15 protein-coding genes and 1 tRNA gene are annotated in these 14,088 nt (G+C 33.1%); 10 read left to right on the top strand and 6 right to left on the bottom strand.

The features are described from left to right. Positions 1-275: 275 nt before the first annotated feature. Both ABEG63_RS11680 and ABEG63_RS11675 read right to left on the bottom strand, forming a co-directional pair. A complete protein-coding gene (locus ABEG63_RS11680) occupies positions 276-1,133 on the bottom strand; it encodes an AraC family transcriptional regulator (RefSeq protein ID WP_267402508.1) in 858 nt (285 codons plus the stop codon). Between the two features lie 48 nt (positions 1,134-1,181). Beyond that, positions 1,182-1,595, bottom strand: a complete 414-nt coding sequence (locus ABEG63_RS11675; RefSeq protein WP_346584953.1) for a helix-turn-helix domain-containing protein — start codon at positions 1,593-1,595, stop codon at positions 1,182-1,184. Between the two features lie 140 nt (positions 1,596-1,735). On the opposite strand from ABEG63_RS11675, the gene ABEG63_RS11670 reads away from it, so the two are divergent. The 7 genes from ABEG63_RS11670 to ABEG63_RS11640 all read left to right on the top strand — a co-directional run bounded on the left by ABEG63_RS11670 (position 1,736) and on the right by ABEG63_RS11640 (position 7,869). Next, positions 1,736-2,539 (top strand): enoyl-CoA hydratase/isomerase family protein, encoded by an 804-nt coding sequence (locus ABEG63_RS11670; protein ID WP_346584951.1) that lies wholly within the window; start codon positions 1,736-1,738, stop codon positions 2,537-2,539. Positions 2,540-2,543: 4 nt separating this feature from the next. Further along, positions 2,544-3,110, top strand: a complete 567-nt coding sequence (locus tag ABEG63_RS11665; RefSeq protein ID WP_346584949.1) for an NAD(P)H-dependent oxidoreductase — start codon at positions 2,544-2,546, stop codon at positions 3,108-3,110. Positions 3,111-3,412: 302 nt separating this feature from the next. After that, on the top strand, positions 3,413-4,828 hold the full coding sequence (locus ABEG63_RS11660) for an aldehyde dehydrogenase family protein (protein ID WP_346584948.1): 1,416 nt from the start codon (positions 3,413-3,415) through the stop codon (positions 4,826-4,828). 65 nt (positions 4,829-4,893) lie between these two features. After that, positions 4,894-5,703 carry an AraC family transcriptional regulator gene (locus tag ABEG63_RS11655; RefSeq protein WP_346584946.1) on the top strand — a complete coding sequence of 270 codons (810 nt, stop codon included), beginning with the start codon at positions 4,894-4,896 and terminating at the stop codon, positions 5,701-5,703. Positions 5,704-5,918: 215 nt separating this feature from the next. Then, positions 5,919-6,896 carry an aldehyde reductase gene (locus ABEG63_RS11650; RefSeq protein ID WP_346584944.1) on the top strand — a complete coding sequence of 326 codons (978 nt, stop codon included), beginning with the start codon at positions 5,919-5,921 and terminating at the stop codon, positions 6,894-6,896. Between the two features lie 169 nt (positions 6,897-7,065). Further along, a complete protein-coding gene (locus ABEG63_RS11645; RefSeq protein ID WP_346584943.1) occupies positions 7,066-7,302 on the top strand; it encodes a hypothetical protein in 237 nt (78 codons plus the stop codon). Between the two features lie 18 nt (positions 7,303-7,320). Continuing rightward, entirely contained in the window at positions 7,321-7,869 is a 549-nt protein-coding gene (locus ABEG63_RS11640; protein WP_346584941.1) for an AraC family transcriptional regulator, read from the top strand. A 156-nt stretch (positions 7,870-8,025) separates the two neighbouring features. Here ABEG63_RS11640 and ABEG63_RS11635 read toward each other — a convergent pair. Next, a tRNA-Arg gene (locus tag ABEG63_RS11635) sits at positions 8,026-8,099 on the bottom strand. A gap of 59 nt (positions 8,100-8,158) precedes the next feature. On the opposite strand from ABEG63_RS11635, the gene ABEG63_RS11630 reads away from it, so the two are divergent. From ABEG63_RS11630 to ABEG63_RS11620, 3 genes are read left to right on the top strand one after another with little or no spacing between them, the layout of a single operon-like run. After that, a complete protein-coding gene (locus ABEG63_RS11630; RefSeq protein WP_346584940.1) occupies positions 8,159-9,205 on the top strand; it encodes an ABC transporter substrate-binding protein in 1,047 nt (348 codons plus the stop codon). Positions 9,206-9,250: 45 nt separating this feature from the next. Further along, positions 9,251-9,895 carry a monofunctional biosynthetic peptidoglycan transglycosylase gene (mtgA, locus tag ABEG63_RS11625; protein ID WP_346584938.1) on the top strand — a complete coding sequence of 215 codons (645 nt, stop codon included), beginning with the start codon at positions 9,251-9,253 and terminating at the stop codon, positions 9,893-9,895. Between the two features lie 13 nt (positions 9,896-9,908). Then, entirely contained in the window at positions 9,909-11,939 is a 2,031-nt protein-coding gene (locus ABEG63_RS11620) for a recombinase (RefSeq protein ID WP_346584937.1), read from the top strand. Here ABEG63_RS11620 and ABEG63_RS11615 read toward each other — a convergent pair. From ABEG63_RS11615 to ABEG63_RS11605, 3 genes are read right to left on the bottom strand one after another with little or no spacing between them, the layout of a single operon-like run. After that, positions 11,917-12,210, bottom strand: a complete 294-nt coding sequence (locus ABEG63_RS11615; protein ID WP_346584936.1) for a hypothetical protein — start codon at positions 12,208-12,210, stop codon at positions 11,917-11,919. The two genes, ABEG63_RS11620 and ABEG63_RS11615, sit on opposite strands and share 23 nt — an antisense overlap. A gap of 2 nt (positions 12,211-12,212) precedes the next feature. After that, a complete protein-coding gene (locus tag ABEG63_RS11610) occupies positions 12,213-13,316 on the bottom strand; it encodes a DNA replication/repair protein RecF (RefSeq protein ID WP_346584934.1) in 1,104 nt (367 codons plus the stop codon). 3 nt (positions 13,317-13,319) lie between these two features. After that, complete coding sequence (locus ABEG63_RS11605; protein ID WP_346584933.1) at positions 13,320-14,075, bottom strand: hypothetical protein; 756 nt, start codon at positions 14,073-14,075, stop codon at positions 13,320-13,322. Between the last annotated feature and the right edge of the window lie 13 nt (positions 14,076-14,088).

The following is a 14,088-nucleotide window of genomic DNA, read 5'->3' as shown; positions in this document are numbered from 1 at the left end:
ATGTCGCGTTGTTAATCTAAATAAAGATTAAAAAGTCATTAAAAATTGTACTTTTTTCCTTTTGATGTGTTTTTAATCTAATTATGAATGAAAATCGATTTTTTTAACCAACTTAAGTTTTTGAGATTGATAAAACGAAACTTCAAAACAAAAAAAATGCTCCGTAAGGAGCAGCAACTGTGTAGTAAATAGTTAGGGGTAAAGAAACAGAACTCCGTAGGAGTTCAATCTAAAATATAGCAGAAAATGTCAATAAGGTAGCCGATAAAATAAAATCAAGCCTTAATTTCTTTCCTAAAAACCGCCGGAGTTTTTCCAGATTTTTGCGCAAACATTCGATTAAAATACGCGGGGTCTTCATAACCCAATTGATAGGCAATTTCCTTAATACTCAACTCGCTATAAAGCAATAATCGTTTGGCTTCCAGAATGATTCTGTTTTTAATCATTTCATTCGGATTTTCGAGATTGAGTTTATGAAATTTATTGGAAAGCGTTTTGGGAGCCAGATTCAGAAGGTCTGCATAATCGGCGACGCTGTGTTTTTCTTTGTAATGAATATCTACAAGACGGCTGAAATTTCGAAAAAAATCCTGTTCAGCAGTGATGAGGTTGAGTTCTTCAGTTTGTAGATTTTGTTTTTTCCACTGTCTTGTAGCTCGAATAATGATTTGCTTCAGATACGTTCTAATCATTTCCTCAGACGAACGATCCTGAAAATTAAGCTCATCATTGATTTGATTAAATAATTGCGACACCGTTTTCAGCTCATCTTCCAACAAATCTACCTTTGGAATTTCAAAAATATTATTGAATAAAAGTCCGTCACAAGCCACTTCTTCATCGTGAATCTGAATACAGTAGAAATCTCTATTATAATGAATCAAAAAAGCATAATCGGTAGTTGATGATTGAATATCAATATGTTGATTGGTATTAATGAAAAACAAAGCCGGAGTTTCAGTTTTATAAACATTGAAATCTACCGTCAAAGAATACCCTGCAGGAACAAACAAAACTTTAATGTAAGGTCTGAATGTTTCTCCATTTACAAAATCCAAAGTTTCGGAATTGAATGAAATTAAACCTAATTTCTTGTGATGTGATTCGAAAGTTTTTGTAGAATTATTCATTGCCGAAAATGTTTAAGTAATTGCTTTATACTGATTGCTTTAAAATAATTAAAGTGCTTTTCTGAGATTTTCTTGCGCCCTTTTTAAAAATGCTTCTTTGTCTTTTTTTACATCCTGTAGAAATTTTTTATGGTTTTCAGACAATTCAAAATATTGCTCGCCCCACAAATAAATTTCTATTAAAACAGGGAGCAGATTAATGCCTTTTTCGGTCAGTTTATACAAAAACTTTGCTTTGCTTTCAGGATGTTGCGATTTAGAAATAATTTCTTCAGCTTCTAAAATTTGCAGTTTTGTCGCCAAAATATTGGTAGCTATTTTTTCTTCAGATTTCAAAAAATCACCGTATGTACACTGTTTTGCGTACATCAAATCTCTCACAATTAGTAAGCTCCATTTATCGCCCCAGATATCCAAAGAGTTACTTACCGGACATCCGGAATTTCTATTTTTTTTTACCATAAATATTTTACTTGCATTTTGAAAGTTAATCTATATCTTTACACTTTCAATTTGCAAGCAAAAATACTGAAATATTTCTCACTTGTCAATTTGAAGAAGATTTTATCCAGTTACAAATAAACTTTAAAAAAGAAATTATTATGATTTTTACAACACAAAAAATTACAGAAAGCTATTTGAAAGTGGCCATCAATCATCCTCCGGTAAATGTATTCGACCCTGAATTTTCGGTTCAATTAAGAACGTTAATGGATGAATTAGAAGCTAACGAAAATTTGAAAGTAGTAGTTTTTGAAAGTTCCAACCCGGAATTTTATGTCGCTCACGCTGAATTGGTTAATATTTTTGATTTTCCGAAAGGTGAAGGAAAAACCGGACTTTCAAAATCTTGGCCCGATGTTGCAAAACGACTTGAACAGGCTCCGTTTGTAAGTATTGCATCGATCAGAGGACGAGCGAGAGGTTTAGGTAGTGAATTTATTCAGGCTTTTGATATGCGTTTTGCAAGCAAGGAAAAGGCTTTTTTTGCTCAACCTGAAATCGGAATCGGTTCTTTTCCCGGTGGTGGCGGATTAGAGCGTCTTCATCTTTTGACAGGAAAGGCAAGGGCTCTGGAAATTATTTTGAGTGGTGACGATTATGATGCGCAAACTGCCACTGATTACGGTTGGATTAATCGAGCATTTCCAGATAATGAATTGGATATATTCGTAGAAAATTTAGCCAAAAGAATTGACTCATTTGATTTGAAAATCATCAAGAAAATCAAGGCAACGATGAACGAAAGAGTCATTATTCCTAAAGATGAACATATTATGGAAACGCAGATAGCCTTCTTCGCATCATTAACAGAACCCGAAGCAAGAAGCAGAATTAAAAAACTGTTGGATCAGGGATTGCAGACTTATGGCGATGTTGAACTTAATCTTGGAAAATATTTATAATTAAATGAAAGCATTAATCATCAACGGTCATATCAAATGGCCACAAATTGCAGAAGGAAATCTCAACAAAACGATTTTCGAAAAAAGTAAAACTATTTTTAAAGAAAAAGGCTACGAAATTCTTGAAACAGTTATCGACAATGGCTATGAAATTCCGCAGGAAATCGAGAAATGGGTAACTGCAGATTTTGTACTCTTTCATTTTCCGATTAATTGGTTTGGGATGCCCGCTAAAACAAAAGATTATATCGATAAAGTTTTGATGAGTGGCTACGGAAAAATCTACGCCGGAGATGGTAGAAATAATGGCGGAAATTACGGAACAGGCGGTCTTCTGCAAAGCAGAGGAATGATTGTAAATACCTGGAATGCGCCAGAAGAAACGTTTGGAAACTCAGGCCAATTGCTTGAAGACTTCTCAATGGAAGAATTTACAAAGCCTTTCACAGCAACGCTTCGGTTTGTAGGAGTTCAGCCATTGCCGACATTTGCGTTTTATGATGTTTTTAAAAATCCGAATATAGAACAGGAATTGTCTTCATTTGAAACACATTTGAAAAGTAATATCTAAGCTGAATTTAATGTAATTTTAATAAGTCGGGAGAACTATTCTTCCGATTTTATTAAATTTGAAATAGCATCGGAACACGATCATATTTACTTGATTAAAGAAGCTTAAAATCTGTTGATGAGTTTAAAAAGTTTATCAGATTATTCAAAAAAGCGGTGGGATTACACTTGTTTAATGTAAAAAGGAAACAGTTAAAAAATATTTAAAATTAAAAACTGAACTTTTTTACAAACTAATATTGAGCTTTTTTGCAAAGTTTACTTTTTATTTCTACTCTAATTTTGTACTATAAAATTTTAGAAATGAAAACAGTAAACAAAATTTACATCAATGGCGAATTTGTAACGCCTCACGGAACGGAAACTTTAGATTTAATCAATCCGTCTAATAACCAAAAAATAGGAGAGATAACTTTGGCCGATGAAGTTGATACCAGAAATGCCATCGCTGCAGCGAAAGAAGCTTTCAAAACGTATTCGAAATCGACTGTTGAGGAAAGGATTTCTTATCTTGAAAAGTTGAAAACTGCTGTAGAAAACAAAAAACAACAGCTTATCGACGTAATGATTGAAGAATATGGAGGTAGCAAACAGTTTGTTACTTTAAGCAATAATAACACGGACAGTTGGTTCGATTCAATGATAGAATCTATCCGAAATTTCGAATTTGGACAAACCATTAATTCTTCAAAAGTCCTTTTACAACCAGTTGGTGTCGTAGGAATTATCACTCCTTGGAATGCCAGTAACAGCTCGGTTTGCAGTAAAGTTGCCACAGCAATTGCTGCAGGTTGTACAGTCGTTATCAAACCAAGTGAAATGAGCGGTCTGCAGACTCAGGTGTTGATGGAAGCCTTTCACGACGCAGGTTTGCCAAAAGGAATTATCAATTTTGTGACAGGTTTAGGAAATGTAGTCGGAACTGAATTAACCATTAATCCTACTATTTCAAAAATCTCATTCACAGGTTCTACGAATGTTGGAAAGTTAATTGCAAAAACTGCGGTCGATACTATGAAGAGAGTGACTCTGGAATTAGGTGGAAAATCGCCCAATATTATTTTGGATGATGCCAATCTTGAAGAAGTGATTCCGACTGCGATTTTTGGAGCGTATATGAACAGTGGACAAGCTTGTATTGCGCCAACGAGACTTTTGGTTCCTGAAAATCAAATCGATAAAGTGAATAAAATTGCTAAAGCAACCGCGGAAAAAGTGGTAGTAGGATTACCTCAAAATGATAGCACAAATGTGGGACCGATGGTGAGTGTAAAACAATTTGAAAGAGTTCAAAACTACATCAAAATCGGATTGGAAGAAGGCGCAGTAGTTTTAGCCGGAGGTGAAGGCAAACCTGAAGGATTGGAAGCCGGAAACTTTGTAAAACCGACCATTTTTACCCACGTAAACAATAAAATGAAAATTGCTCAGGAAGAGATTTTCGGGCCTGTATTGTCTATTATTCCTTATAAAACGGAAGAAGAGGCGATAGAAATTGCAAACGATACACCTTATGGTTTAGCAGCTTATATCAGTTCATCTGATTTGGAAAGAGCTCAAAAAGTGGCTTCGCAGATTGATGCAGGAAGAGTTTGCATCAACGGCTTCAAGCACGACCCGATGGTTCCGTTTGGCGGTTTCAAACAGTCTGGAGTTGGCAGAGAATATGGCGTGTATGGTTTGGAAGCTTATCTTGAACCGAAAGCTGTTCTGCAATAATATTTTGTACATTTGATAAAGCGTTGTTTCAAAAATGGCGCTTTGTCTTTTAGCATTCAATGAAAATGGAAAAATCTGATATTGTTTATTCCTGCTATCACGAGGTAAGCCGAAAAGGCGAAAATTTTGTTCCTCAACACGTTCTTGCGTTTCAAATTTCGGGACAATTTGTGCTGTCTGACGGTAAGGAAAAATACATCGCTAAAGAAGGTGATTTTAATTTAATCCGAAAAAATCAATTGGTGAAATTCACGAAATGTCCGCCTAAGAAAGGAAGTTTTGAAAGTCTGAATATTTACCTGAATCAGGAGATTTTGCAGAATATGGCAAAAGAATATCATTTTTCATCCAATCATTCTGAAGTGTCTAAACCTTTGGTTTCTATCGAAGTAAATGCTGTGCTGCAGAATTACATCAAATCGTTGCAGACCATTCTCGAAAATCCGAAACTGCTGACCAAAGATTTTATCGACCTTAAAATTAAAGAGTTGTTATTTATCTTAATCGAAACACAGCCTGAACTCAAAAATATTCTCTTCGATTTTTCAGAGCCTTTTAAAATTGATTTGGAGTCTTTTATGATTCAAAATTACAAATACAACGTGAATTTAGAACGTTTTGCTTATCTCACGGGAAGAAGTTTAGCAACTTTTAAGCGTGATTTTGAGAAGATTTTTCACTCTTCACCCCACAAATGGATTTTACAAAAACGTCTGGATGAAGCTTATTTTTTAATGAAAGAAAAACAGCAGTCACCTTCGGAAATCTATGTGGATTTAGGCTTTGAAGACCTTTCTCATTTTTCTTATGCCTTTAAAAAACAGTTCGGGGTTAGCCCGAAAAATATCTTCGATAAACAAGCTGTTTCATTATAATTCGTTTTTAAAAATTGGTTTGATATCAATATAAGCCTTCCAGATGTATTTTCGGGAGTTTTTTTTAAGCAACAGTGCTCTTGCTAAAGTTTATTTTGATAGTATTACAAAATCCTGAAGTTGGAAAACTGACCTTTTGAACAAATGAAAGTTGACCTTTTAAACAAAATAATCACTGTAATTAATTCTCAACTTTGCTTAATAAATTTTTAATAATGGAAAATATACAGGCAAACAAAACGGTTTTGGTAACAGGAGGAACAGGATTTTTAGGAATTCATATCATTTTACAGTTATTACAACAAGATTTTAATGTGAAAACTACGCTTCGATCATTGTCTAAAAAGGATGTGATTCTTAAAGCATTGCAACAGGGCGGAATCGAAGATTTTTCTAATCTTTCTTTCTATGAAGCAGATCTTACCGAAGATAAAAATTGGGATGAAGCGGTTAAAAACTGTGATTATGTACTTCATGTAGCATCGCCCTTTCCTGCTCAAGATCCGAAAGATGAAAACGAACTTATTATACCGGCAAGAGATGGCGCTCTTCGTATCTTGAAAGCGTCTCGTGATGCAGGAGTGAAAAGAGTGGTACTCACATCATCTTTTGCAGCTGTAGGGTACAGTATCAATAATGAAAACCATATTTTTACGGAAGAAGACTGGACAGATTCGAATGTAGAACTTCCCGCTTACATCAAGTCTAAAACGATTGCTGAACAATCTGCTTGGGAATTTATCGAAAAACAAGGAAATGGTTTGGAGCTATCGGTGATCAATCCTGTTGGGATTTTTGGTCCTGTAATTGGTGGCATTACTTCTGCTTCACTGGATATTGCAGTTTCTGGAATTCTTAAAGGAAATTTAGAATATACACCAACTTTTACAATGGGTGTTGTAGATGTGAGAGATGTTGCGGATATTCATATAAAAGCAATGCTTCATCCTCAGGCTAATGGAGAACGCTTTATTGCTACTTCGGAAGGTGTAATGAGCTTTTATGATGTTGCCGAGTTATACAAAAAAGAAAGACCTCAATATACATCAACAATAAAAAACCTTGAACCCATTGGCAGAGAATTCTACAAGGAGATATCCAATAATAAAGCGAGAACTATTCTCAATTGGAATCCAAGAAGCCGTGAAGAGGCACTTTTGGCAAGCGCAGATAGTTTGAATGAAAATCTTTAATTTTGTTTAGGATGAGAGGTATTTCCGGAAAATATTTAGGTTTATCTAAGTATTGCTTTGGCTTTTCTATAATATAGGTAAGCACTTTCGACTGATTTAAGTTTTTTAGAAAAATCAATGTTAAGGAAGGAACAAATGCAGCAATAAGTTGTTTCAATAAAATAATAATATGAAATTTAATAATATACAATCTTGTCATTTGGGTCCGGAAATTTCTCCAGAGCAATTTATTCCGGAACATTTCTTTTTGTTTTTACTAAAAGGTTCTATGGTAGCTTACGATGGTTACAAGTATTACTCTATGAAGCAAGGCGATTATTGTATTGCCAGAAAAAATCATCTCGTACGATACACAAAATATAAAGAAGACGGGCAGTTTGAAAAGGTTATTATTACTTTTGATTAGGCTTTTTTAAAGAAATTTTTGGAACGGTATCCTTATCAAGCTGAAACTACTGACAATAGTGATTCTTTTTTGTTTTTGAAAGATGATAAATTTATTAAAAGCTACATCGAGTCATTAGAACCATATTACGATGGAAAAGAACAACTTGAAGCCTCTTTTGTAGATATTAAACGTGAAGAATTGTTGATGATTTTGCTGAAAAAGCAGTCAAGTTTAAAAGATATTTTCTTTAATTTCAATAGTCCCCATAAAGTTGATTTGGAGTTGTTTATGAATCGTAATTATAAATTCAATATTAGTCTTGACCGGTTTGCCTATCTTACAGGACGAAGTTTATCTACCTTTAAAAGAGAATTCAAGACTATTTTTGGAACATCACCTGGAAAATGGCTCACTAATCGCAGACTTCAGGAAGCTCGTTATCTTTTAGAGCATGAGCACAAAAAACCTAATGAGATTTATTTTGAACTTGGTTTTGAAGATTTTTCTCATTTTTCATTTGCTTTTAAGAAACTATTTGGAGAAAGTCCGAAAAATATTATTGAAAAAAAAACGATTGTACATTAATTTGAGATTGATAATCTTATCAGTATAAATCAACAAAAATCTTTCACAAATTTTTGTGAAAAACACCAACTATTTTTGATTACATTACCTAAAAAAATACTATTTATAAATAAAAATGACGCCAACTGTTTTTAGTTGGCGCCATTTAAGCATTTGTGACCTCGACAGGATTCAAACCTGTAACCTTCTGAGCCGTAATCAGATGCGCTATTCAGTTGCGCCACGAGGCCGTCGTTTCCTTGTTGTTTAAAGGTTTGCAAATATAGCACTTTTTTCTTTTCTTTGAAAGATGAAAGCAAAAATTTTACTGTTAATCACGTTTTTCACGCTAATCGCCTGTAAAAGAGAACCAAAAGTTTCGTCTTCGGATTCCGTTTTAATCTCCCATCGGGTAGAATTTAAAGAAGATATTAAATCTTTGCAGTTGAAATCGGGGAATTATACCTATAATTTTAAATCAGATCAAACTCCTTTCAAGAAAATTATATTACTAAATGCAAGTTTAGCGGGTTATTTTTCAGAATTAAATGCTGAAAATATGATTATAGGAGTTTCTAGTCCGGAATATATTTATTCAGATAAAATTCAGAGTTTAGTAAAAGAAGGAAAAATTCAAAATATAGGGAGTGATCAGAAATATGATGTTGAAAAAATTATTTCTTTAAAGCCTGATGCTATTTTTACAAATTATATCGCGAGCTTTCAGAACACATATGAATTGCTTAAAAATAACGGAATTCAGGTGATATTTCTTGATGAATATTTAGAGCAAAAACCTTTAGAAAAAACAGCGTATATTAAACTTTTTGGAAAGCTTTTGGGAAAAGATCAGGAGGCAGAAGCAAAATTTAAAGAAATTGAGAAAAATTATAATGATTTAAAACAATTAGCTTTAAAATCTACAGTAAAGCCAACGGTACTTGCTAATGAAATGTATGGCGATGTATGGTATCTTCCGGGAGGGAAAACTTCTTTGGCTAATTATATTTCAGATGCCAATGCCAATTATATTTTAAAAGATAATTCAGATGAAAAAGCTGTAACCATGAGCTTCGAAGAGGTATATGCAAAGGCTGGAAATGTTCAATTTTGGGTGAATGCAGGAAATCATATTTCAAAGAAAGAAATGCTGAATATTAATCTTTTTTATGAAAAATTGGAAGTTTTCAATAAAGGAAAAATTTATGGAATTTCAGGTAAAGAAAAGAATAAAGCAAATGATTTTTTTGAAAGTGGTGTGGTGCGATCAGACTTAGTTTTGAAAGATTATATTAAAATTTTTCACCCTGAGCTTTTGCCAGATTATCAACTGACTTACATGAAAGAATTGCAATAACTCAAAGGTTTTCATTATTTTTGTTATTCCTTTTTATAAAATGTTATGTGGAAAAAAATTAAACAGTTCATTTTCATCATCCTTATTCTGAACGTAGTGTTCATCGTATGGGGACGATTTTTCAATCCGCCCATCACCATTACTCAGATCGGAGGACTTTTCGAATACAGGAAGCTTCACAGAGACTATATTTCGTACGATGAGATGGGAAATAATGTAAAGAAGGCTGTTATTGCTTCCGAAGATCAAAAATTCTTTATTCATGATGGTTTCGATTATACTGCGATTGAAAAAGCCATGAAAAATAATGAGAAAGGTAAAAAATTGAGAGGAGGAAGTACAATTTCTCAACAAACCGCAAAAAATGTTTTTCTGTGGCAAGGCAGAAGTTGGTTAAGAAAGGGTTTTGAAGCTGTTTATACCTTCATTATAGAAAAAGTTTGGAGTAAAGATATTATTTTGGAAAGATATCTGAATTCTATTGAAATGGGACAGGGAGTTTTTGGAATTGAAGCGGCTTCACAATATTATTTTAATAAATCGTCGAAAGACTTAACCACTTCTGAAGCGGCTTGGATAGCGGCTGTTTTGCCAAATCCAAAGAAATATGACCCGAAAAATCCTTCGGCTTATTTAACAAAGAAACACAATTGGATCATGAGACAAATGAGGAATGTGAGTTTGAAATAGTATCTTTGCATTAATGAAATTTTTTAATTCCGGTATCCATTTTCAATCTGTTCTTAAAAAGTATTTTTCTTTTAAGAACGAAACGTCTTCACTCGATCCTTTAGCTGAATTTTTAGAAACTGCAAAAGAAAGTGATTTCACAGATGTTTTGAATTTTTTCAAAGAAAATCCGGAAACTAGTGAAAATTTTAAACATTACATTTCTCGTGTTTTTGATGGCAGACCGTTCAATTTATCCTTAACGGAAGCTAATATTTTATCGGAAAATGCCTTTTTTCCTGAATTAAAGAAGAGAATTCTAAATAAAATTCTTCCGCCTGTTGTTAATGAAAAAACCGTTTGGTATTTAATTGACAATGTGAGTTTAAGACCCAAAAAAGACCTAAGTTATCTTCATAATCTTCCTGAAAATGAAATTAATGAATTCTTTGAAATTGTAGGAATTTCTGATTTCATTCTTAAATCGAAGGTTAAAAACGAACTTATATTTTCAATGAATATTCTTTCATGGCGCGTGACAGGAGCAGCGATGGAGGTTGAGGTTGTGAGAATGGCTCCGGAATATAGAAATTTTGACAACCCGTTTTTAGCTTTACAAAATGAATTAGAAGATTTGGCTGAAGAATTTAAAGCAAATCCTGAAATTCAGTTACACTCTAAAGACAGCAGATATAAGCAGATAAAAATCTATATTCAGCAATGTCAAGATTTCGTTAATATTGCCTTTAAAAATTCTTCCAAATATGGAATTTCAGGGAAAATTAATCAGTCTCTTCTTAAAATCAGACAACAATTACAACGTATTTTTGAGATTGTTCAATTATTGGTAATTGATAATGAAGAAGATGTTTTAATTAAATCAAAGCAGTTAATATTTAACGTATTAAGCTACAAATCTCATAAAAATAATATCTCAGAATTAATTAATGATAGTACAAGATTAATTTCACACTTAATTACCAATCATACCGCAGAGACAGGAAGCCATTATATTACTTCAACCAAGAAGGAATATATGACGATGTTCTACAAAGCCAGTGGTGGTGGGATTATCGTGGGCGCATTATGTGTCTTGAAGATGCTTTACGGCTATGTTCCAGGGAGTGATTTTTCCCATGCATTTTTGTATTCTATGAATTATGCGATGGGATTTGTAATGATCTATCTGATGGGATTTACATTGGCAACCAAACAGCCTGCAATGACGGCTGCTACGATGACGAAAATTCTGTCTGAAGAAGGAAATAACAAGAGTAATTACGTTGAATTTGCTCATTTGGTTTCAAAATTATTCCGAAGTCAGTTTATTGCATTTGTCGGGAATGTTTTACTATCATTTCCCATTGCTTTGTTAATAATTTACGGTTTAGATGTTTTTTTCTCACAAAATTTAGCAATTGACCGATCAGATAAATTGTTGAAGGATTTGGATCCATTCAAATCTAAAGCAATTTTACACGCGAGTATCGCGGGTTTTTATCTTTTTATTTCGGGGATTATTTCAGGAAATATTGGAAATAATTCTGTTTTCTATCAAATCCCGGAGCGTATTGCGAAAAATTTTTCGATCAGAAAGATTTTTGGTAAAAAATTCGCGAAAGGTTTGTCTACCTATTATGCTAAAAACTGGCCGGGAATTGTTTCCAATTTCTGGTTTGGGGTTTTCTTGGGAGCGACGGCTCCGGTAGGATTATTTTTCGGGTTAGATTTGGATATCCGCCACATTACTTTTGCAGCAGGAAATTTCGCCATTGGATTGTACGGGAAAGATTTTTCTGTTGATTCTTATACGTTTTGGATTTCTTTTATAACGGTTTTCCTGATCGGATTTTTTAACTTTTTGGTAAGTTTTTCATTATCCATGTTTTTAGCGTTCAGATCAAGAAAATTGAATTTTGGACAAGTGAGTATGATTTACAGAGAAATTTTCAAATATTTTACTAAACATCCGTTGAAATTTTTCCTTCCATTACGTTCAGGATTAGATAAAAAAGCAGACGATCTAATGAGCAGTACGATAACTACAAAATCTGAAGATCATTAAATTTTTCTTCTCCGAATTTTGCCTGAAATTTTTTCAGATAAAAACTTTTTCGCATTTGAAAATCGTGCTTCAACAAAGGCGAATCAATTTTAATAATAATACATTTGTTTTCAATATTTACAGTCTTTATCTCTCGAAAAAGGCTTTCATCAAGGTATTCTTCAAGAAAATCCTTAATCTCGAATGCAACCAACTTTCCTTCAAAACCGTAAATTCGGGCAAAGGATTTTACTAAATCTGAGGATTGAAATTCTCGTTTTTTCTTCTTCATTATTAAATTTCAAAAATTATGCTTTCCTCGTTAATTTTTTTCACAACACTTTCTGTGCGTTCGCGATGGGTATCTGTAATAAAAATCTGACCAAAATTTTCCTGATTTACCAGTTCAATCAATTGCGAAACCCTTGTATCATCAAGCTTATCAAAAATATCATCCAAAAGAAGAATAGGCGTTTTATTCGTCAGCTCTTTTACAAGACTCATCTGAGCCAGTTTCAATGAAATTAAAAATGATTTTTGCTGTCCCTGAGAGCCAATTTTTTTGATTAAAACGGCATCCATTTCAAATAAAAGATCATCTTTGTGAATTCCCTTGGATGTGTAAGTCAGCATTCTGTCTTTTTCCAGACTTTCTTTCAGTAAATCATTAAACTTTTTTTGAGGTTGAGAAAAGTCGAAATTTTCAAGCAGATGAGATTCATAAATTACTGAAACCGTTTCTTTTCCACCCGAAATTATACTGTAAAAATTCTGAACAATAGGATTGAGTTTTTCTACAAAAGTTCGTCTTTTTTCAAAAATTTTGGTCCCGAATTTAGTAATTGGATCATTATAAATATCTAAAGAATCTTTATCCCAAACACGATTTTTGGCGAAATATTTTAACAAAGCATTTCTCTGCTGAATCGTTTTTTGATATTGAATCAGATGAAAAAGATATTCAGAATCTGTCTGAGAAATCATGGAATCTAAAAATTTTCTTCTGCTTTCCCCCGAATCTGAAATTAAATTAGAATCATAAGGAGAAATCATCACGCTTGGTAAATATCCGATATGATCTGCCATACGATCATAGCTTTTGTCATTTTTTTTAATGACTTTTTTTGATTCTTTCGGCTGAGTTATTCGGATAATATCTTCGCTTTCATCATTTTGAATTTCAGCGCTTATGGTGAAAAAATCTTCTTCATTTTTGATATTGTTAAGATCGGTATTTCCTAAAAAACTTTTTCCTACCGAAAGATAGTGCAATGCATCAAGAATATTGGTTTTCCCTGCGCCGTTATTTCCCACAAAACAGTTGATTTGAGGAGAAAAGTCGAATTTTTTTTCAGAATGGTTTTTGAAATTGTAAAGGGAAAGATTCTTGATTTTCATTCGTCAAAAATACTCCATTATTGCTAGAAATAAAAAAGGAAGTGCAGAGCATGTTTCCACTCCAAAAGAGAAATAACTGTCATCCCTTTCATTTTCAGAGAAATAAATTAAAATATACGTGATGATACTTGATAAAAAAAATGAAATTGAATAATTTAAATCCAAATATAAAATCGCAAGAATATTACTCGCAAAAATAAGGAGATAAGCAATGTTTTTTGTGTGTTGAACGCCAATAATCATGGGAAAAGTTTTAACCGTATCGCTTTTCATATCCCGAATGTCAAATGGTAAAACCAGCGCGGTAATGAAGAAAAAACTGATTAAGAAAATCGGAAGATTGAACTGTGGCAAGGTAAGCCAGCAATTCACCAATGCCCAGACCAATCCCACGTAAAATACTTTTAACAAAGGGATTTTCCGAATATAAACATCGAGAAAAAAACTGTTATAGAGAAGTCCTAACACGACAATAATAAACCATTTTAGAAGTCTGATTTCATTATGATTATGATAAATCAGCATTGCACAGATAATCCCTGCAATAGCATTTAATACTAAAATTTTAAAGAAATGCCTGGTATATTGATACTTAGTATACAGATAACCACTGAAATAGGTGATAAAAATTAAACAAACCGTGGGATAACGGAAGGTATTTTGCTCCTCCATGAAAAACACTGCAAAAAGAGTTCCCATTAAGGATACGTAAAATTGACTATCGATAACGGATTTTTTCAGTATTTTTAAAACGTTCATTTATCAAAATTAA

Origin of the sequence: Chryseobacterium sp. C39-AII1, from assembly GCF_039672645.1 — a bacterium.
GTDB lineage: Bacteria > Bacteroidota > Bacteroidia > Flavobacteriales > Weeksellaceae > Chryseobacterium.
The sequence above is the reverse complement of the archived record's forward strand: the minus strand, read 5'-3'. Positions and strand labels throughout refer to the sequence as shown.

Coding starts and splice junctions, on each gene's coding strand:
- ABEG63_RS11680 (WP_267402508.1), bottom strand. CDS start 1,133: ATGAATAATTCTACAAAAACTTTCGAATCACATCACAAGAAATTAGGT.
- ABEG63_RS11675 (WP_346584953.1), bottom strand. CDS start 1,595: ATGGTAAAAAAAAATAGAAATTCCGGATGTCCGGTAAGTAACTCTTTG.
- ABEG63_RS11670 (WP_346584951.1), top strand. CDS start 1,736: ATGATTTTTACAACACAAAAAATTACAGAAAGCTATTTGAAAGTGGCC.
- ABEG63_RS11665 (WP_346584949.1), top strand. CDS start 2,544: ATGAAAGCATTAATCATCAACGGTCATATCAAATGGCCACAAATTGCA.
- ABEG63_RS11660 (WP_346584948.1), top strand. CDS start 3,413: ATGAAAACAGTAAACAAAATTTACATCAATGGCGAATTTGTAACGCCT.
- ABEG63_RS11655 (WP_346584946.1), top strand. CDS start 4,894: ATGGAAAAATCTGATATTGTTTATTCCTGCTATCACGAGGTAAGCCGA.
- ABEG63_RS11650 (WP_346584944.1), top strand. CDS start 5,919: ATGGAAAATATACAGGCAAACAAAACGGTTTTGGTAACAGGAGGAACA.
- ABEG63_RS11645 (WP_346584943.1), top strand. CDS start 7,066: ATGAAATTTAATAATATACAATCTTGTCATTTGGGTCCGGAAATTTCT.
- ABEG63_RS11630 (WP_346584940.1), top strand. CDS start 8,159: ATGAAAGCAAAAATTTTACTGTTAATCACGTTTTTCACGCTAATCGCC.
- mtgA (WP_346584938.1), top strand. CDS start 9,251: ATGTGGAAAAAAATTAAACAGTTCATTTTCATCATCCTTATTCTGAAC.
- ABEG63_RS11620 (WP_346584937.1), top strand. CDS start 9,909: ATGAAATTTTTTAATTCCGGTATCCATTTTCAATCTGTTCTTAAAAAG.
- ABEG63_RS11615 (WP_346584936.1), bottom strand. CDS start 12,210: ATGAAGAAGAAAAAACGAGAATTTCAATCCTCAGATTTAGTAAAATCC.
- ABEG63_RS11610 (WP_346584934.1), bottom strand. CDS start 13,316: ATGAAAATCAAGAATCTTTCCCTTTACAATTTCAAAAACCATTCTGAA.
- ABEG63_RS11605 (WP_346584933.1), bottom strand. CDS start 14,075: ATGAACGTTTTAAAAATACTGAAAAAATCCGTTATCGATAGTCAATTT.